We start from the raw sequence: 17,263 nt of genomic DNA on the forward strand, positions 1-17,263 counted from the left end.
TATTTAGTGTGCGGAAGAGTCTGCGACCAGCGCCGCGACCATCCGTTCCATGCGCATGAAGCGCGATCCCTTCACCAGCACGGCGCCCGCTTGCGCCACCATGCCCCTGCTGTCTTCCTCCAGTGCCTTTTCCAGTGCTTGCGCCGTGCCGAAATGCCGGCCGCCCGCGCCGAATGCCTGCACCGCATGCACGGCCAGTTCGCCGGTCGCCCACAGCGTGCCAACGCCGCGCGCCTTGGCGTAGGCACCGATCTCTTCGTGGAACGCCGGGCCCTGGTCGCCCACTTCGCCCATGTCGCCCAGCACCAGGATGCGCGGCGCGGCAAAGCCGGCCAGCACGTCGATGGCGGCACGCATGGAGTCGGGGTTGGCGTTATATGTGTCGTCGATGACGACCGTCCCACCCGGCGTGTACTTGACCTGCAGCCGACCCTTGACCGCATGGAAGCCGGCCAGGCCCGACTGGATCGCCGGCACATGCACTCCCGCGGCCAGCGCGCAGGCGATGGCGGCCAGCGCGTTGCGCACGTTGTGCTCACCCAGCAGCGCCAGGCGCACGTCGAAGCCATGGCCGGGCGCGCGTACCTGCATCACCTGTGCGCCGTCGACCAGCGTCACGGTGGCGTGCACATCGGCGCGCTGCGAGGTGCCGAACGACAGCGCGCGGCGCGCGCCCGCGGCTTCGCGCCACACCGGCGCGTGGGCGCCGCCGCTTTCCGCATCGAGCGGGTACACCGCCACGCCGTGAGCCGGCAGCGCCGCAATCGCGGCGGCGTGCTCGTGGGCAACGGCTTCCACGTTCACCATGAACTCCTGGTGCTCGCGCTGCGCGTTGGTGATCACCGCCACGGTGGGCTGGGCGATGCCGGCCAGGTAGACCGTCTCGCCCGGGTGGTTCATGCCGAGCTCCAGCACCGCCAGCTTGTGCGTGGCGCGCAGGCGCAGCACCGTCAGCGGCAGGCCGATATCGTTGTTCAGGTTGCCGCCGGTGGCCAGGCGCTGGTCCTCGCCCACCGCCGCGGCAAAGATGGCCGCGATCATTTCCTTGACCGTGGTCTTGCCGTTGCTGCCGGTCACCGCCACCGCCGGCAGCGTGAACTGGCGGCGCCAGCCGGCGCCCAGCTCGCCCAGCGCGAGGCGCGTGTCCGGCGCGACGATGGCCGGCACGCCTGCATCGAGCTCGCGGCTGACCAGCACGGCGGCAGCGCCGCGTGCCACCACGTCGGCGATGAAGTCATGCGCGTCGAAGCGCTCCCCCTTGAGGGCGACGAACAAGTCGCCAGTCTCGACGCTGCGGCTGTCGGTATGCACGCGCGAAAACTTCACGGCGCCGTCGCCGCAAACGCGCGCGCCGGCGATCCAGCCGGCGGCTTGCTGCAAGGTGGTCATTGGGGTCTGGCTCATGCCGATACTCCACGGGTGGCAAGCGCCAGTCGTACGTGTTCGCGATCGGAGAACGGGCGCTTGCGGCCCTGGATCTCCTGGGTGGCCTCATGGCCCTTGCCCGCCACCAGCACCACGTCGGCCGGTGCCGCGTGCCTGACGGCATAGAGGATGGCCGCGGCGCGGTCTTCGATCTGGCGCGCGCGCGCGCGCTCGGCCATGCCGTCGGCAATGGCGTCCAGGATGTCCTGCGGGTCTTCGCTGCGCGGGTTGTCGCTGGTCAGGATGACCTCGTCGGCCTCGCGCTCGGCCACTGCGCCCATCAGCGGGCGCTTGATCGGGTCGCGGTCGCCGCCGCAGCCGAACACGCACCACAAGCGGCCGTTGCGCGCCTGCGCCACCGGGCGCAGCGCGGCCAGCGTCTGCGCCAGCGCATCCGGGGTATGGGCGTAGTCGACCACGGCCAGCGGCGCATCCGGGCCGCCGGCGGCACCGAACAACTCCATGCGCCCTTCCACCGGCGTCAGCGCGCGCAGCGCGGCGATGGCCGCGTCCCACGCCACGCCGTTGGCGAGTGCCGCACCCAGCACCGCCAGCAGGTTGCTGACATTGAAGGCGCCGATCATCGGCGTGGCCATCTCGGCGCTGCCGAAGCTGCCGTCGATATGGAAGGCCGTGCCGGTGGGCGTGGCGCGCACGTTGGTGGCGCGCAGCCACTCGCCGCGCGGGCGGCGCACCGTGGCCGCGCCGGGGCCGTCGATGCCGTATTCGATCACGTGCGGCGCACCGATGGCGGCGGCGTCCGCCGCCAGCAGGCGCTGGCCCATGGCGTCGTCGCGGTTGATCACAGCGGTACGCAGGCCGTCCCAGCGGAACAGGCTCTCCTTGGCGGCCTCGTACTCGGCCATCGAGCCGTGGTAGTCGAGGTGGTCCTGGGTCAGGTTGGTCAGCACCGCCACCGAGAAATGCGTGCCGGCCACGCGCTCCTGCTCCAGGCCGTGCGAGGACACCTCCATCGCCACGGCGCGCGCGCCGGCGTCGTGCAGGGACGCCAGGCTGGCCTGCAGCTGCACCGCGTCGGGCGTGGTGAAGCCGGTGGCCTGCAGCGCGCCCGGGAAGCCGGTGCCCAGCGTGCCGATGGTCGCGCAGGGCGTGCCGGCGGCCTGCAGCACCCGTGCCAGCCACTGGCTGCACGAGGTCTTGCCATTGGTGCCGGTAATGCCGGTCACGGCCAGGCCGCGCACCGGGTTGCCATGCCAGCCGGCGGCGATCGGGCCGGCCAGCTGGTGCAGGCCGTTCACCGCGAGGTGCGGCACGACGTCGCCGAAGGGCCAGTCGAAGCCGTCGGCCTCATAGACGATGGCCCCCGCGCCGGCGGCGATCGCTTGGGCGATATGGGGCCGGCCGTCGGTGGCCAGGCGCTCGTTGCCGAGCACGTAGGCGAAGAACACATCGCCGCGCGCCAGGCGCCGGGTATCGCCGGTCAGCTGCGCGGCGGCGGCCACGTTGGTACGCAGCCAGGCCAGCGCGTTGCTGGCCTGGGCGGTGACCTCGAGCGGGAGCAGTGGCTTGGCCGTCATTGGGTCGAGCTCCACGGTTCGCTCTCCTGCACCTTGTCGCTGACCACCAGCTGGCGGATCGGCGAGTCGGGCTGCACATTCAGTGCGCGCAGCGTGCCCCCGGTGATGGCCGCGAACGCCGGGCCGGCCACCAGGCCGCCGTAGTGGCTGCCGGCGGTGGGCTCGTCCACGCTGACAGCCACGATGATGCGCGGATTCGACATCGGCGCCAGGCCGATGAACGAGGCGCGGTACTTGCTGCGGTTGTAGCCGCGGCCTTCATGCTTGTAGGCGGTGCCGGTCTTGCCGCCGACGCGGTAGCCCATCACCTGCGCCTCGGGGGCGGTGCCGCCGGGCGCGGTCACGGTTTCCAGCATGGCGCGCACATCGCGCGCCACTTGGGGCGACAGGATGCGTTCGCCGGTGACAGGACCGTTGGTGCGGAACATCGACACCGGGATCAGCTCGCCGTCATGCGCGAAGATGGTGTAGGCATGCGCCATCTGGAACAGCGACACCGACAGGCCGTAGCCGTACGACATGGTGGCCTGCTCGATCGGGCGCCAGCTCTTGAACGGGCGCACGCGGCCGGCCACGGCGCCGGGGAAGCCGATCTTGGGCGCCTGGCCAAGGCCGACACTGGTGAACATGTCCCACATTTCCTGCGGCTTCATCAGCATCGCGATCTTGGTCGTGCCGATGTTGCTCGACTTCTGGATCACGCCGCTCACCGTCAGCGCCCCATAGTTGTGGGTATCGCTGATGGTGGCGCCTTCGAAGTTGTACTTGCCGGTGGTGGTGATCACCGTGGACGGCGTCACGCGCTTGAGCTGCAGCGCCAGGCCGACCGTGATCGGCTTCATCATCGAGCCCGGCTCGAAGGTATCGGTCAGCACGCGGTTGCGCAGCTGCTCGCCGGACAGCCGGGTACGGTCGTTGGGGTTGTAGGTGGGCCAGTTGGCCAGCGCCAGCACTTCGCCGGTCTGGGCGTCGAGCACCACGGCGCTGGCGGCCTTGGCCTTGTGCTTTTCGACCACGGCCTTGAGTTCGTTATAGGCCAGGTACTGGATCTTGGCGTCGATCGACAGCTGGATGTCCTCGCCGTCACGCGGGGTCTTCAGCACGCCAACGTCCTCGACCACGCGGCCCAGGCGGTCCTTGATCACCTGGCGCGCGCCGGCACGGCCGGCCAGGCCGGGCTCGCGCGCCAGCTCCACGCCTTCCTGGCCGCGGTCTTCCACGTTGGTGAAGCCGACGATGTGGGCCATCGCCTCGCCTTCCGGGTAGAAGCGCTTGTATTCGCGGGTCTGGTGGATGCCTTCGATCTTCAGCGCGGCGATCTTGTCGGCGACGTCAGGCAGCACCTGGCGCTTCAGGTAGACGAAGCCCTTGTCCTCGGACAGCTTCTTGCCCAGGTCTTTCTCGGACATGCCGAGCAACTTGGCCAGCTGGCGGATCTTGGCGGCATCGACCTGGTTGGGCACGTCCTCGGGCACCGCCCAGATGGCCTTGACCGGCAGGCTGGTGGCCAGCACCAGGCCGTTGCGGTCCAGGATCTTGCCGCGCGTGGCCGGCAGCTCCAGCGTGCGCTGGAAGCGCTTCTTGCCCTCGGCCTCGTAGAACTGGTTGCCGGGGCCCTGGATCCAGGCCGCGCGTACGGCCAGCGCGCCGAAGGCCGCGAACATCATGAACACCACCAGCTTGGAGCGCCACATCGGCAGGCGCAGGCCCAGCACCGGGCTGGCCGAGAACTGGCCGCTGCGCGGGCGCGAGGCGGTGCCGTTGCGGTCACGGCGGGGCGGGTTGGGACGGGCCATGCTCATCGGCGCGCCTCCGCGGCACTGGCCGGCGCCGCCTCGGCGGGCGGCGGCAGCACGATGCCGGACAGGTACTGGGTCTTGCCGGGGTTGACCGGCGCCATCTTCAGCTGCGCGCGCGCCGTGTCGGCGATGCGCGCGCTCTTGCCCAGCGCGCTCTGCTGGTACTGCAGGCGCGACCAGTCGATATCGAGCTGCTTCTCTTCAGCCTGGGCCCGCTCCAGCGCGACGAACAGCGTGCGCGCCTGGTGCTGCGCGCTCACCAGCGACAGCGCGCACAGGATCAGCGCGGCGAGCAGGAAGAAGGTCAGGCGGTTCATGCGCGTGCGCCTCCGCCCGCAGGGGTCGAGGCAGGGGCCAGCTTCTCGGCCACGCGCATCACGGCCGAGCGCGCGCGCGGGTTGGCGGCTACCTCCTCGGTGCCCGGTTTGTAGCGGCCGAGCAGGCGCAGCGTCGGTTGCGGCAGGTCGGCCGCGCGCAGCGGCGCGCGGCGCAGCGCCGGGTCGGCATCCTGCTGGGGACGGGCGTGCGCCGCCATGAACCGCTTGACGATGCGGTCCTCCAGCGAGTGGAAGCTGATCACCACCAGGCGCCCTCCGACCTGCAGCAGTTCATACGCCGCCTTCAGCCCTCTTTCGAGGTCCTCAAGCTCTTGATTGACGTGAATCCGTAGAGCCTGAAAGGTGCGGGTCGCAGGGTCCTGACCCTTCTCGCGTGTCTTGACGGCTTTCGCCACGAGCGCGGCAAGGTCGGCAGTAGTGGCGATGGGTCCGCCATCGCCGGGTTCGCTCCGGCGAGCAACAATCGCCTTTGCAATCTGTACAGCAAACCGTTCTTCCCCATAGTCTCGTATCACCCTGGCAATGTCCTGCTCATCCGCCTGCGCCAGCCACTGCGCGGCAGTGATGCCGCGCGTGGTGTCCATGCGCATGTCCAGCGGGCCCTCGAAACGAAAGGAAAACCCCCTCGCCGCCTCGTCGATCTGGGGCGAGCTGATCCCCAGGTCAAGCAGCACGCCAGCGACGTGGCCGCGCCCCGACAGGCGCTCGGCCATGGCCGCAAAGCTCGCGTGCTCAATGGAGAAGCGGGCATCCTTGATGGTGCCCGCTTCTGCGATTGCTGCTGGGTCCTTGTCGAACGCAACCAGGGCCCCGTCTGGCCCCAGCCGGGCCAGCACCGCCCGGCTGTGCCCTCCCCTGCCGAAGGTGCCGTCGACGTAGACCCCGTCTGGCCGCCAGACCAAGGCGTCGACGGCCTCGTCCAGCAGCACGGTGCGATGGCGCAGGGCGGGGGTTGCCGGCGTTCCGGTAGGACTCATGACCTCGTCAGAAAGAGAAATTCTTCAATGCTTCGGGCATGCCCTGCGCCATCGCCTGCTGTTCCTTGGCGGCGTAGGTCGCGGCATCCCACACTTCGAAATGGCTGCCCATGCCGAGCAGCATGACTTCCTTGTCGAGCAAGGCGGCACTGCGCAGTTCCGGGGCGATCAGCACCCGGCCCGCGCCGTCCATTTCCACGTCGGCGGCGTTGCCCAGGAAGATGCGCTTCCACCAGTGCGCATCCATCGGCAGCGCTGCAATGCGCGTGCGGAAGGTTTCCCACTCGGGCCGGGGAAACAGCAACAGGCAGCCATCCGGGTGCTTGGTCAGCGTCACCCGGCCCTCGGCCTGCTGTTGCAGCGCCTCGCGGTGCCGGGACGGAATGGACATCCGCCCCTTGGCATCCAGCGAGAGTGCCGATGCTCCCTGAAACAAGCTTGCTCCCGGTCCATGCCGGCCGGTTGTCGGCCAGCATGCGCGTGAATCCCTTCTGTTCCGACTATGGCGACATCATCCCACGGCCGGGGCCCAATTTCACACAAAAATACACTTCCTCACACTATTTCCCACTTTAGAGGAAGCGATATGGCGGGTCAAGGCTGGTTGCAGGGCAGCAAACGAGTTTTTTTGAATCAGAACAATGACTTAGCGCGCACACTTCACGCACCGAAAAAGTGAATCCTTAATGAAATGAAGATCTTAGGGAGGAAAGCCGAGAAACCACCTGAGAACCACTTGCGGAGGAACTGCCGGCGGCACGGGAAAGACCTGCCCCGTCGCGCGAAGAGAGGATACAACAATTGCCCGCCAGCCCTGCCAGAACCAGGGCCAGCGAGGGGCAGGCAAGGGCCGGCTCAGATCCGGTAGGCGGCGGTGGTCATCACGCGCGAGGCGCCGCGCATCAGTGCCCGCACCGGGGCGGGCAACGGGATCCCGCCGGCATCGCGCGCGGCATCGCCGTGGCGGATCTCGTCGTCGCGCATCTGCTCGAGGATGGCGCGCGAGCGGCCGTCGGCCTCGGGCAGGCGGTCCAGGTGCCCGCCTAGGTGGTGCTCGACCTGGCGCTCGGTCTCGGCGACGAAGCCCAGGCTGACACGATCGCCGGCGCGGCCGGCCACCCAGCCGATGGCGAAGGCGCCGGCGTACCACAGCGGGTTGAGCAGGCTCGGGCGCGAGCCCAGTTCGCGCAGGCGCTCGGCGCACCAGGCCAGGTGGTCTTCCTCTTCGCGCGCGGCGGCATCCATCTGCGCGCGCACCGCGCCGTTGCGCGCGGTGAGCTTCTGGGCCTGGTACAGGGCCTGCGCGCAGACCTCGCCGACATGGTTGATGCGCATCAGCCCGGCCACGTGGCGGCGTTCATCGGCGCTCATCTGTTCTGTGTCCGGCGCCAGCCGGTCAGCCGGGTTGGTGCGCGCGGTGCGCGTGGCGCCGGCAATGGCGCGCAATGCCACGTCGAATTCTTTGATCAGGTTGTCCATGTCGCAGAGGCAGTTGGTCTTCGTTCCCGCCAGCCCCTGCCATCGTGGGGTGCGCAGCCGCGGCGCGGCACGCGCAGGGGCCATCGGGATTACCCGCATTGTAGCTTGCCTCTAATCGGCGCCAACCCGCATCCCGCCTTGCATTGATGCGCCTGGCTACTCAGAAACCCTGAGTTGTTAAAAGAAGACAAAGGGGGATTGGCCTGACTAGTGAATTAAGGGTTGTTTGTTACAGTACTTCGCAACTTCCAAGGAAGTTTGACGCACGGGGGATGGAGACCAACAGGAGGTTCTCCCGGGCCGTCACCAATAATTCTTACAGTGGAGATCAACGAGCATGAAGAAATCGCTTCTGGCGCTGGCAGCGCTTGGCGCATTTGCTGGGGCGGCGCAGGCCCAATCGAGCGTGACCCTGTACGGCGTGGCCGATGCGAACCTCGAATACGTCAGCAATATGTCGACGACCAACCCGACCAACGCCAGCCCCACTAATCCGTTCCCGGGCCCAGCGCACAACCTGTTCCGGATGTCCTCCGGCGGCCTGTCCGGCTCGCGCTGGGGCCTGCGTGGCGTCGAGGACCTGGGCAGCGGCCTGAAGGCGCTCTTTGTGCTTGAAAGCGGTTTTGGGCTGGATGACGGGAAATCGCAGCAAGGTGGCCGCCTGTTCGGTCGTCAAGCCTACGTCGGCCTGGAAAGCGACCAGGTCGGCCGCGTGACCTTCGGTCGCCAGTACACCTCGCTGTTCGACATGATGGCCAACTTTTCGCCGACCGGCTATGCCACCCAGTACGAGCCGGTGGTCGCTCAACTGGGCCTGAACTTCCGCTCGGACAACACCGCCAAGTACACCGGCAAGTTCGGCCCGGTGACCGCGGTCGCGCACTGGTCGTTCGGTAACGGCGTTGCCGGCGGCGGCGAAGTCCCCGGCCAGTTCCGCCGCGACACCGGCTACGGTGCCGGCCTGGCGTGGGCCGCCGGCCCGTTCGGCATTACCGCCGCCTATGACCAGTACAACCCGACCCTGAACGCCGCCGGTGGCACCGGTGACTTCAAGAAGGCCGCGGTTGCTGCCAGCTATGCCTTCGGCCCGGCCAAGCTGATGGCCGGCTATCGCTGGGGCATGAACAAGGCACCGAATGACAATACGATCCTGAAGGACAACTACTACTGGGTCGGTGCCAACTACCAGGTCACGACGGCGCTGGGCCTGACGCTGGCTTACTACTACGACGACGTCAAGAACCTGAACCTGGCCGCCACCGGCGCCACCAACAACATCAAGAACCCCTGGCAGATTTCGTTCGTCGCCGACTACAACCTGTCCAAGCGCACCGACCTCTACCTGACCACCGCCTATTCGAAGAACGCCGGCCTGAACTTCGACACCTCGGCCATCAGCTTCGCCAACGGCTACTTCCTGGGTTCCGGCAAGGACAACATGGTCGGCGTCGCCCTGGGCATCCGCCACAAGTTCTGATCGCCTGTCGATCCCGGTCGCAAGGCCGGTCTGCAAAGGCACCTCCGGGTGCCTTTTTTCATTGGCGCGCCCCCCAACTCCCATAGGGCATCACCTCATCGGCGCCACCCCGGCAGCGGACTAGAATGCACTTACCGTAGCCGCCCCACCGACCTCACGAGCGGACAACACCAGGAGACTCACGCATGCAACCCAATCGCCGGCGCGCCGTCGCGCTGCTGCTGTCCGCCAGCCTTGCCGCGCTCGCCAGCCAGTCGGTGCTGGCCGCCGACCCGTACCCGGCCAAGCCGATCCGGCTGGTGGTGCCCTTTGCCGCCGGCGGCACCACCGACATCCTGGCCCGCGCCGTGGCCGCGGAGCTGGCCAGGCTGCCGGGCTGGAACGTGGTGGTCGACAACAAGCCCGGCGCCGGCGGCAATATCGGCGCGGACCTCGTCGCCAAGGCCGCGCCGGATGGCTACACGCTGCTGATGGGCACCGTGGGCACCCATGGCATCAACCAGTCGCTGTACGGCAAGCTGCCGTTCGACCCGATCAAGGACTTCGCTCCGATCACCGAGGTGGCGGCCGTGCCCAACGTGCTGGTGCTGAACCCGGCGTTTGCGCAGCAAAACAAGATCGACAGCGTCAAGGACCTGATCGCCTACGCGCGCGCCAACCCCGGCAAGATCAACATGGCCTCCAGCGGCAACGGCACCTCGATCCACCTGGCCGGGGAGCTGTTCAAGACGCAGACCCGGACCTTCATGGTCCACTTCCCGTACAAGGGCAGCGGGCCGGCGCTGACGGACCTGGCCGGGGGCACCGTGCAGGTGATGTTCGACAACCTGCCGTCGTCGATGGCGCTGATCAAGAGCGGCAAGCTCAAGGCGCTGGCGGTGACCAGCGCCAGGCCGTCGCCGGCGCTGCCGGGCGTGCCGACCATCGCCCAGGCCGCGGGCCTGCCGCAGTATGAAGCCAGCTCCTGGTTCGGCATGCTGGCGCCGGCCGGCACGCCGCCGGATGTCATCCACCGCATCCAGCAGGAAGTGGCCAAGGCGCTGAATGCCCCGGCCGTGCGAGAACGCCTGCAGGCGCAGGGCGCCGAGCCTGTCGGCAACACCCCGGAGCAGTTCGCCGCGTTCATCCGCGCCGAAACCGCCAAGTGGGCCAAGGTGGTCAAGGATTCCGGCGCCAAGGTGGATTGACGCCGATTTGATCGCCGGCAGGGCGGCGGCCCATATCGCGCATATACTTGAGGCATCAAATGTCGGCTGCCCGCCCCGTGGGCAGCCTCTGGCGGCTGCGGCCGCACCCCTGCGCACCGATGCACTGAAGATGCCAAACCCGTCCCCTGCCGCCGGCGCCGAAAGCGCGCCGGTCGACCTTGAAACCCGCGCCGACCAGACCGAGCACGAAGCCCTGCGGCTGTGGTTGCGGCTGTTGACCTGCACCACCCTGATCGAGGGCGATATCCGTTCGCGGCTGCGCCAGGATTTTGCCTGCACGCTGCCGCGCTTCGACCTGATGGCGCAGCTCGACCGCCACCCTGAAGGCCTGAAGATGGGCGAGCTGTCGCGCCGCATGATGGTGACAGGCGGCAATGTCACCGGCATCACCGACCAGCTGCAGCAGGAAGGCCTGGTCTCGCGCGAGGCCCTGCCCACTGACCGCCGTGCCTACCTGATCCGCCTGACCCCGGCCGGGCGCGCCGCGTTCTCGCGCATGGCGCGCGCGCATGAGGACTGGATCGAGCAACTGTTCTCCGGCCTGGCCGAGACCGACCGGCGCGCCCTGTTCCGACTGCTTGGCCGGCTCAAGACCGGCCTGATCTCGCCATGAAACCGCTTGCCCTCCTTACCCTGTGCGGCCTGCTGCCGGTGCTGGCCGCCTGCAGCAGCACGCCGCCGCCGCCACAGGTCACGCCGGTGAACGCCACCATCAAGCTTGGCCGCGTCACCGAGAGGACGTTCCTGACCCGCCTGGACGTGGCCCAGGTGCCCCCGTACTACGGCGGCGGCACCAGCGTCGGCGTGGGCGCCGCGGGTGGCGGCGGGGGTGGCGGGGTGGGCGTGGGCTTTGCCTTCGACCTGAGCCGGCTGTTCAACAAGCCCGCGCCGGTGCAGCAGGTGGACCTGTTCCAGTACAAGGTGCGAACCATGGACGGCGCGATCGTATCGGCCAACGCGCCGGCGGTGCCGGGGCTGGAGCCAGGCGCGTGCGTGCGGGTGATCTACCCCGACGGCAGCCAGGAGGCCCGCCTGGCGCCATCGAACGAGTGCTGAGCCGCCGCAACGCGGCCTGAAAGCACAACGGCCTCCACTCGGGAGGCCGTTGTCGTTTGCAGCGGCTGCCGCTCAGGCGGCCTTGCGGCTGTCGCGCAGTTCGCGGCGCAGGATCTTGCCGACGTTGGTCTTGGGCAGCTCGGTGCGGAACTCGACGTACTTGGGCCGCTTGTAGCCGGTCAGGCGTTCCTTGCAGAACTCGATCACATCGGCCTCGGTCAGCCCCGGATCCTTCTTCACCACGAACAGCTTGACCACCTCGCCCGAGTGCGTGTCGGGCACGCCCACGGCCGCCACTTCCAGCACGCCCGGGCACTCGGCGACCACGCCTTCGACCTCGTTCGGATACACGTTGAAGCCCGACACCAGGATCATGTCCTTCTTGCGGTCGACGATCTTGGTGTAGCCGCGCTCGTCCATCACGCCGATGTCGCCGGTCTTGAAGAAGCCGTCCGGGGTCATGACCTTGGCGGTCTCGTCCGGGCGGTTCCAGTAGCCGGCCATCACCTGCGGGCCGCGGATGCAGATCTCGCCCGGCTGGCCGAGCGGCACGTCCTTGCCGTCGTCGTCGCGGATCACCACTTCGGTCGACGGCAGCGGCATGCCGATGGTGCCGGAGAACACGTTGGTGTCGGTCGGGTTGCAGGTGGCCGAGGGCGAGGTCTCAGACAGGCCGTAGCCTTCGATGATCGGGCAGCCGGTCTTGGCCAGCCACTGCTTGGCCACCGCCTCCTGCACCGCCATGCCGCCGCCGTTGGCCACGCGCAGGCCGGAGAAATCGACCTTGCTGATCTCCGGGTTGTTGAGCAGCGCGTTATACAGCGTGTTGACCGCCGGAAACATGTTGAACTTGTACTTCTGCAGTTCCTTGATGAAGCCCGGGATGTCGCGCGGATTCGGGATCAGCACGCTGGTGCCGCCGCTGCGCATGCCCAGCAGGCAGCAGACCGTCAGCGCGAAGATGTGGTACAGCGGCAGCGCGGTGATGGTGATGGGCTGGTCGATATGGGCGCCCTTGTCCAGCGCCGGCTGCATCCACGCCTCGGACTGCAGCACGTTGGCCACCACGTTACGGTGCAGCAGCACCGCGCCCTTGGATACACCGGTGGTGCCGCCCGTGTACTGCAGGAAGGCAACGTCCTCCGGCCCCGTGGTGGCCGGCTGCAGCGTCAGCTTGCGGCCTTCGGCCAGCACGCTGTTGAAGCGCACGCAGTTGGGCAGCTCCCACGCCGGTACCATCTTCTTGACGTTGCGCACCACGAAATTGACGATCGCGCCCTTCAGGCCGCCGAGCAGGTCGCCCATGCTGGCCACCACCACGTGCTTGACCGGGGTCTTGGCCAGCACCTGCTGCAGCGTCGAGGCAAAGTTCTCCAGGATCACGATGGCCTCGGCGCCGCTGTCCTTGAGCTGGTGCTCGAGCTCGCGCGGGGTGTAGAGCGGGTTGACGTTGACCACCACGAAGCCGGCGCGCAGCACCGCCGCCAGCACCACCGGGTACTGCAGCACGTTCGGCATCATGATCGCCACACGTGCGCCGGGGCGCAGCCCGCGCGACTGCAGCCACGCGGCAAAGTGGGCCGAGAGCTGGTCCAGTTCGCCGTAGGTGATGGCCTTGTCCATGCAGATGAAGGCCTTGCGGTCGGCATAGGTGCGGAAAGACGCCTCGAGCAGCGCGGCAAGCGAGCGGAACTGGCTGGCATCGATCTCGGCGGGAACGCCGGCCGGGTAGTGTTTCAGCCAAATTCTTTCCATAGCACCGTCTCCTGAATTTCTGAATGGTCGTTCGATTTTGCCGAGATGCTAAACGTGCGCCCCGGTTAAAACAACAACTTAGACGAAGTCCTCGGGGTCACCGGACAGGCCTTGATGCCCCTGACGGGCATTATGCGCCACCGATCGGGCGCAAGTAGCGGGATAACCCCTAGTGAGGCAAACCCGCACTCACCCGCCGCTGGGCAGCGCCAGCTTCATCATGCTGGCGGCAAGCTCCTGCGCCAGCGTCTCCGGGTCCATGCGCCCGGGTTCATGCCAGGTGTACAGGAACCCCACCACGCTGCCGATCGCGTGCGCCGTCACGCGCGCGTCGCCGAAGGCGAACACGCCGTCGCGCTTGCCCTCCTCCAGCAGCGCATAGAGGTCGCGATAGAAGTCCCGCGCCATGCTGTCGAGCCACGCCACGGTGTCGGGGCGCAGGTACTGGTTGTCGCGAAAGCTCAGCGTGGCCGGCACATGGCAGGCGACGCAGCGCCGCGCCATCTCGAGCAGGCAGGCCTGCAGGCGCTCGCGCACCGGCAGCGCCGGGTCCGCGGTCTCGCGGATCACGGGCAGGCAGGTCTGGGCCGACTCGCGGCACAGGATGTCGAAGATCTCGTACTTGTCAGTAAAGTAGTAGTAGACCGCCGGCTTGGTCACGCCCAGCGCGCGGCACAGGTCGTTCATGGTCATGCCGGGATAGCCCTTGCTGTAGAAGAGCTGCGCGGCGGTATCGAGGATCTGGCGGCGGCGGGCCTCCTGGCGCTCGGCGATATGCGGGCGGGCCGGCTGCGTCTCTGGCGGTGGGCTCAACGGCGGGTTCAGCGGTGCGGATCTGGGTGCAATCGACATGATGCAATTCTCGCACGGCGGGACGCGGCAGCTTAGTTGGCCGCCGTCTTGCCGCCCGCGGTCAGCGTGCCGGTGCGCGTGGCCGGCGGCGCCAGCCGCTGCAGCGCGGCCTCGCGCTCAGCGGCGGGCAGCGCGCCGATACGGGCGGCCTCGTCATAGAACCGCTGCCAGTCGCCGTTGCACCGCGCCAGCAACGCGGTGAAGGCCGGCACCCACTGCTGGTAGGTGGCCACCGCGGCCAGATGGGCGTTGGTCAGTGGCTGGTCGAACCAGCGGTCATAGCCGCTGAAGCCGCCCCACTCCGTGCGCAGCCGCGCGTACTCGGTGCGCAGGTCGGCGAAGATCCTGGCCTTGCCCTCGCGCTTGGCGTCGTCATCGAGCGGGGTCTGATACAGCGCCACCAGCCGGTCGCGCGTGCCCAGCAACAGCGCGCGGAACTGCTGGCGCCGGGCATCGTACTGCCGATAGCTGGCGCGCGCCTCCTCCGACGCATCCTCGGCCAGCCAGCGCTCCACGCCCGCGGCTTCCACCGCGGTGGCGAAGGACTCGTTGAAGGCGGTGTCGTTGCGCACGTACACCACCTGGTGCGCCAGCTCGTGGAAGATCAGCCGCGCCAGTTCGCCCTCGGGCAGGTAGACGAAGGTATTGAGCAGCGGGTCGTCGAAATAGCCCAGCGTCGAATAGGCGGGGATGCCTGCCACGTACGTCTCAAGCCCGTCGCGGCGCAATCCCTGCGCATACTGCTCGGCATCGGACTGGGCGTAGTAGCCGCGGTAGCTGATGCAGCCGACGATGGGGAAGCACCACCTGCGCAGGTCCATCGACAGCTCGGGCGTGGCGAACACGCTCCACACCACATAGGGCCGGTGCAGGTTGGCGTAGCGGCGGTAGCTGCCGTTCTCGGGCAGCTTCAGTTCGCGCGAGGCAAAGTCGCGCATGCGGCCGGCCAGCGCCAGCCGCTGCGCCAGGCGCGCATCGTTGGCGTCGCGCGCGCTGGCGATGGCGTCGGTCAGCGGCTGTGCCTGGGCCATCACGCCCAGGTGGCCGCCGATCGACTGCGCGTAGTAGCCGACGGCCTCGCACCCGGCCGTCACCAGGACCACCGCGGTGAGGCCGGTCGCCGCCAGGAGTGCCGCCCAGCGCCGGCGGCCAGGCTGCGGCGTCATGCCGGCAGGACTGCCCCTTCCGTGCAGGCCTCGACCTGCACCAGGCAGTCATAGAACACCGGCGCGCGGCCCAGGTCGGTCAGGCGCTGGCTGGTCAGCTCGTTGGCGTTCTTGCCGTCCGAAGCCAGCTTCTTCCACCAGATCGACAGGCCCACCACCAGCCCGCGCCGGGCGCGGTCGGTGACGCGGGCGCGCGCCACCATGCTGCCGCGGTCGTTGAAGACGCGCACCATGGCGCCGTGCACGATGCCGCGCTCGGCCGCGTCGGCCGGGTGGATGTCCAGGTGCGGCTCGCCCTCGGTGGCGCGCAGGCTGTCGACGTTGACGAAGGAGCTGTTGAGGAAGTTGCGCGCCGGCGGCGAGATCATCGCCAGCGGATAGCGCGCCGCCAGCTCGGGCGCGGTCAGCGGCGCCTCGTACTGCGGCACGTAGTCAGGCAGCGGGTCGAAGCCGTCGCGCGCCATCGGCTCCGAATAGAACTGGCACTTGCCCGATGCGGTCGGGAAGCCGCCCTCGGCGAACGGCGCCGCCGGCAGCGCCAGCTTCTGCCAGCCCTGCTCCTTCAATGATTCCCAGCTGATGCCGGCCGCGCGCGCATCGCCCGGAATGATGGCCTGCGCGGCAATGGCCTCGTCGCTGTCGGCAAAGCACGCCTCGGTGAAGCCCAGGCGCTGCGCCAGCCGGCGGAAGATCTCGGTATTGGGCAGGGCCTCGCCCATCGGCGCGATGGCGGCGTTGTTGGCCAGGAAATAGGTATGGCCGTAGGCCTTGTGCACGTCGGTGTGCTCAAGCTGCGTGGTCGCCGGCAGCAGGATGTCGGCATAGTCGGCTGTGTCAGTGCGGAAGTGCTCCAGCACCACCGTGAACAGGTCCTCGCGCGCAAAGCCGGCGGCGACCTTGCCGGATTCCGGCGCCACCGCGACCGGGTTGCTGTTGTAGACCACCACGGCCTCGATGCGCGGCGCGCCGGGCGCCGGCTCGGCCAGCAGCGCGTCGCCGATGGTGCTCATGTTGACGATGCGCGGCAGCGTCTGCGGCCAGCCAGGCAGCAGGTCGGGGCGCTGCAGCGCGGCTTCGTCGATCGGGAAGAAGCCCGAGGTCGACAGCTGCAGCCCGCCCGCGGGCTGGCGCCAGGCGCCCACCAGCGACGGCAGGCACGCCACCGCGCGCACCGCCTGGCCGCCGCCGTGCACGCGCTGCATGCCGTAGTTCAGGCGGATTGCCACCGGCTGGCGCTCGCGCACCGCCAGCTGGCCGTAGAGGCCGGCCAGCCATTCGATGTCCTCGGCCGGGATGCCGCAGATCTCGGCCGCGCGTGCCGGGGTGTAGGCCTGCGCGCGCTCGCGCAGCGCATCGAAGCCGACGGTGTGGCGTTCAATGTAGTCGTGGTCGAGCAGGTCGTCGCGGATCAGCACATGGATCAGCGCCAGCGCCAGCGCGCCGTCGGTGCCGGGCATCGGGGCGATATGGCGATGGCACTTCTCGGCGCTCAGCGAGCGGTACGGGTCGATTGCCACCAGCGTGGCGCCGCGCCGCTTGGCTTCCTGCGCGCGGGTCCAGAAATGCAGGTTGGAGGCAATCGGGTTGCCCCCCCAGATGATCACCAGCCTGGCATCGACCACGTGCTCCATGTCCATGCCCACGCTGGCGCCGTAGGTGTAGCGCAGCGCGGTGGCGCCGGCGCTGGCGCAGATGGTGCGGTCCAGCCGCGACGCGCCCAGCTTGTTGAAGAAGCGCGCGGCCATGCTCTCGCCCTGCACCAGCCCCATGGTGCCGGCGTAGCTGTACGGCACGATCGCCTGCGGATCGCGCGCGGCGATCGCCTGCAGGCGGGTGGCGATGGTGTCCAGCGCCTCCTCCCAGGAGATCGGCGCGAACTTGCCTTCGCCCTTCCTGCCGATGCGCTTCATCGGCGTCAGCAGCCGGTCCGGGTGGTAGGTGCGCTCGGTGTAGCGCGACACCTTGGTGCACAGCACGCCCTGCGTGCCGGGATGGTCGGGATCGCCCGCTACCTTGACGGCACGGCCGTCCTCGACGGTGACGAGCAAGGCACAAGTGTCGGGGCAGTCATGCGGACAGGCGGCGCGGACGATGCGGGAAGCCATGGGGTCTCCGGGCGGGGTGTGTTGTTTTCGTTCGTTCGTACGGAACTGGAGATGCCGGCGCAGGCGGCGGGTTGCGGCGCCCGAGCTG

15 protein-coding genes are annotated in these 17,263 nt (G+C 68.6%); 4 read left to right on the top strand and 11 right to left on the bottom strand.

The genetic code is table 11. The features are described 5' to 3' along the window. Positions 1-3: 3 nt before the first annotated feature. The 7 genes from AC07UK_RS33580 to coq7 all read right to left on the bottom strand — a co-directional run bounded on the left by AC07UK_RS33580 (position 4) and on the right by coq7 (position 7,556). On the bottom strand, positions 4-1,404 hold the full coding sequence (locus AC07UK_RS33580; RefSeq protein ID WP_436222707.1) for a UDP-N-acetylmuramoyl-tripeptide--D-alanyl-D-alanine ligase: 1,401 nt from the start codon (positions 1,402-1,404) through the stop codon (positions 4-6). After that, positions 1,401-2,963, bottom strand: coding sequence for a UDP-N-acetylmuramoyl-L-alanyl-D-glutamate--2,6-diaminopimelate ligase (locus AC07UK_RS33585; RefSeq protein WP_494688072.1), 1,563 nt, complete (start codon positions 2,961-2,963; stop codon positions 1,401-1,403). The genes AC07UK_RS33580 and AC07UK_RS33585 overlap by 4 nt, the downstream gene beginning before the upstream one ends. Then, a complete protein-coding gene (locus AC07UK_RS33590) occupies positions 2,960-4,765 on the bottom strand; it encodes a peptidoglycan D,D-transpeptidase FtsI family protein (protein ID WP_436222708.1) in 1,806 nt (601 codons plus the stop codon). Before AC07UK_RS33590 ends, AC07UK_RS33585 begins: the two co-directional genes overlap by 4 nt. Further along, positions 4,762-5,079, bottom strand: a complete 318-nt coding sequence (gene ftsL, locus AC07UK_RS33595; RefSeq protein ID WP_114134140.1) for a cell division protein FtsL — start codon at positions 5,077-5,079, stop codon at positions 4,762-4,764. The genes AC07UK_RS33590 and ftsL overlap by 4 nt, the downstream gene beginning before the upstream one ends. Continuing rightward, complete coding sequence (rsmH, locus tag AC07UK_RS33600; RefSeq protein ID WP_436222709.1) at positions 5,076-6,077, bottom strand: 16S rRNA (cytosine(1402)-N(4))-methyltransferase RsmH; 1,002 nt, start codon at positions 6,075-6,077, stop codon at positions 5,076-5,078. The genes ftsL and rsmH overlap by 4 nt, the downstream gene beginning before the upstream one ends. A 7-nt stretch (positions 6,078-6,084) precedes the next feature. Beyond that, positions 6,085-6,513: a division/cell wall cluster transcriptional repressor MraZ gene (gene mraZ, locus AC07UK_RS33605; RefSeq protein WP_013958082.1), complete on the bottom strand. Its 429-nt coding sequence runs from the start codon at positions 6,511-6,513 to the stop codon at positions 6,085-6,087. A 419-nt stretch (positions 6,514-6,932) separates the two neighbouring features. Next, on the bottom strand, positions 6,933-7,556 hold the full coding sequence (gene coq7 / locus AC07UK_RS33610) for a 2-polyprenyl-3-methyl-6-methoxy-1,4-benzoquinone monooxygenase (protein WP_114134142.1): 624 nt from the start codon (positions 7,554-7,556) through the stop codon (positions 6,933-6,935). A 337-nt stretch (positions 7,557-7,893) separates the two neighbouring features. Between coq7 and AC07UK_RS33615 the strand changes: the two genes are divergently transcribed. The 4 genes from AC07UK_RS33615 (at position 7,894) to AC07UK_RS33630 (ending at position 11,297) form a co-directional block, all read left to right on the top strand. Continuing rightward, positions 7,894-9,033, top strand: coding sequence for a porin (locus AC07UK_RS33615; RefSeq protein WP_436222710.1), 1,140 nt, complete (start codon positions 7,894-7,896; stop codon positions 9,031-9,033). Positions 9,034-9,218: 185 nt separating this feature from the next. Next, entirely contained in the window at positions 9,219-10,220 is a 1,002-nt protein-coding gene (locus tag AC07UK_RS33620; RefSeq protein ID WP_013958085.1) for a tripartite tricarboxylate transporter substrate binding protein, read from the top strand. A gap of 130 nt (positions 10,221-10,350) precedes the next feature. After that, positions 10,351-10,854: a MarR family winged helix-turn-helix transcriptional regulator gene (locus AC07UK_RS33625; RefSeq protein WP_013958086.1), complete on the top strand. Its 504-nt coding sequence runs from the start codon at positions 10,351-10,353 to the stop codon at positions 10,852-10,854. Next, a complete protein-coding gene (locus AC07UK_RS33630) occupies positions 10,851-11,297 on the top strand; it encodes a hypothetical protein (protein WP_436222711.1) in 447 nt (148 codons plus the stop codon). Before AC07UK_RS33625 ends, AC07UK_RS33630 begins: the two co-directional genes overlap by 4 nt. Before the next feature lie 72 nt (positions 11,298-11,369). Here the strand turns inward: AC07UK_RS33630 and AC07UK_RS33635 are convergent, their stop codons facing one another. The 4 genes from AC07UK_RS33635 to AC07UK_RS33650 form a co-directional block, all read right to left on the bottom strand. Continuing rightward, positions 11,370-13,052 carry a long-chain fatty acid--CoA ligase gene (locus tag AC07UK_RS33635; RefSeq protein ID WP_436222712.1) on the bottom strand — a complete coding sequence of 561 codons (1,683 nt, stop codon included), beginning with the start codon at positions 13,050-13,052 and terminating at the stop codon, positions 11,370-11,372. Between the two features lie 189 nt (positions 13,053-13,241). Continuing rightward, positions 13,242-13,904, bottom strand: a complete 663-nt coding sequence (locus tag AC07UK_RS33640) for a TetR/AcrR family transcriptional regulator (RefSeq protein WP_494688070.1) — start codon at positions 13,902-13,904, stop codon at positions 13,242-13,244. Between the two features lie 32 nt (positions 13,905-13,936). Beyond that, positions 13,937-15,070, bottom strand: coding sequence for an aminopeptidase (locus tag AC07UK_RS33645; protein WP_494688069.1), 1,134 nt, complete (start codon positions 15,068-15,070; stop codon positions 13,937-13,939). Beyond that, positions 15,067-17,175 carry a molybdopterin-containing oxidoreductase family protein gene (locus tag AC07UK_RS33650; RefSeq protein WP_494688068.1) on the bottom strand — a complete coding sequence of 703 codons (2,109 nt, stop codon included), beginning with the start codon at positions 17,173-17,175 and terminating at the stop codon, positions 15,067-15,069. The genes AC07UK_RS33645 and AC07UK_RS33650 overlap by 4 nt, the downstream gene beginning before the upstream one ends. Between the last annotated feature and the right edge of the window lie 88 nt (positions 17,176-17,263).

This window comes from Cupriavidus sp. GW821-FHT07C08, from assembly GCF_059419025.1.

Coding starts and splice junctions, on each gene's coding strand:
- AC07UK_RS33580 (WP_436222707.1), bottom strand. CDS start 1,404: ATGAGCCAGACCCCAATGACCACCTTGCAGCAAGCCGCCGGCTGGATC.
- AC07UK_RS33585 (WP_494688072.1), bottom strand. CDS start 2,963: ATGACGGCCAAGCCACTGCTCCCGCTCGAGGTCACCGCCCAGGCCAGC.
- AC07UK_RS33590 (WP_436222708.1), bottom strand. CDS start 4,765: ATGAGCATGGCCCGTCCCAACCCGCCCCGCCGTGACCGCAACGGCACC.
- ftsL (WP_114134140.1), bottom strand. CDS start 5,079: ATGAACCGCCTGACCTTCTTCCTGCTCGCCGCGCTGATCCTGTGCGCG.
- rsmH (WP_436222709.1), bottom strand. CDS start 6,077: ATGAGTCCTACCGGAACGCCGGCAACCCCCGCCCTGCGCCATCGCACC.
- coq7 (WP_114134142.1), bottom strand. CDS start 7,556: ATGGACAACCTGATCAAAGAATTCGACGTGGCATTGCGCGCCATTGCC.
- AC07UK_RS33615 (WP_436222710.1), top strand. CDS start 7,894: ATGAAGAAATCGCTTCTGGCGCTGGCAGCGCTTGGCGCATTTGCTGGG.
- AC07UK_RS33620 (WP_013958085.1), top strand. CDS start 9,219: ATGCAACCCAATCGCCGGCGCGCCGTCGCGCTGCTGCTGTCCGCCAGC.
- AC07UK_RS33625 (WP_013958086.1), top strand. CDS start 10,351: ATGCCAAACCCGTCCCCTGCCGCCGGCGCCGAAAGCGCGCCGGTCGAC.
- AC07UK_RS33630 (WP_436222711.1), top strand. CDS start 10,851: ATGAAACCGCTTGCCCTCCTTACCCTGTGCGGCCTGCTGCCGGTGCTG.
- AC07UK_RS33635 (WP_436222712.1), bottom strand. CDS start 13,052: ATGGAAAGAATTTGGCTGAAACACTACCCGGCCGGCGTTCCCGCCGAG.
- AC07UK_RS33640 (WP_494688070.1), bottom strand. CDS start 13,904: ATGTCGATTGCACCCAGATCCGCACCGCTGAACCCGCCGTTGAGCCCA.
- AC07UK_RS33645 (WP_494688069.1), bottom strand. CDS start 15,070: ATGACGCCGCAGCCTGGCCGCCGGCGCTGGGCGGCACTCCTGGCGGCG.
- AC07UK_RS33650 (WP_494688068.1), bottom strand. CDS start 17,175: ATGGCTTCCCGCATCGTCCGCGCCGCCTGTCCGCATGACTGCCCCGAC.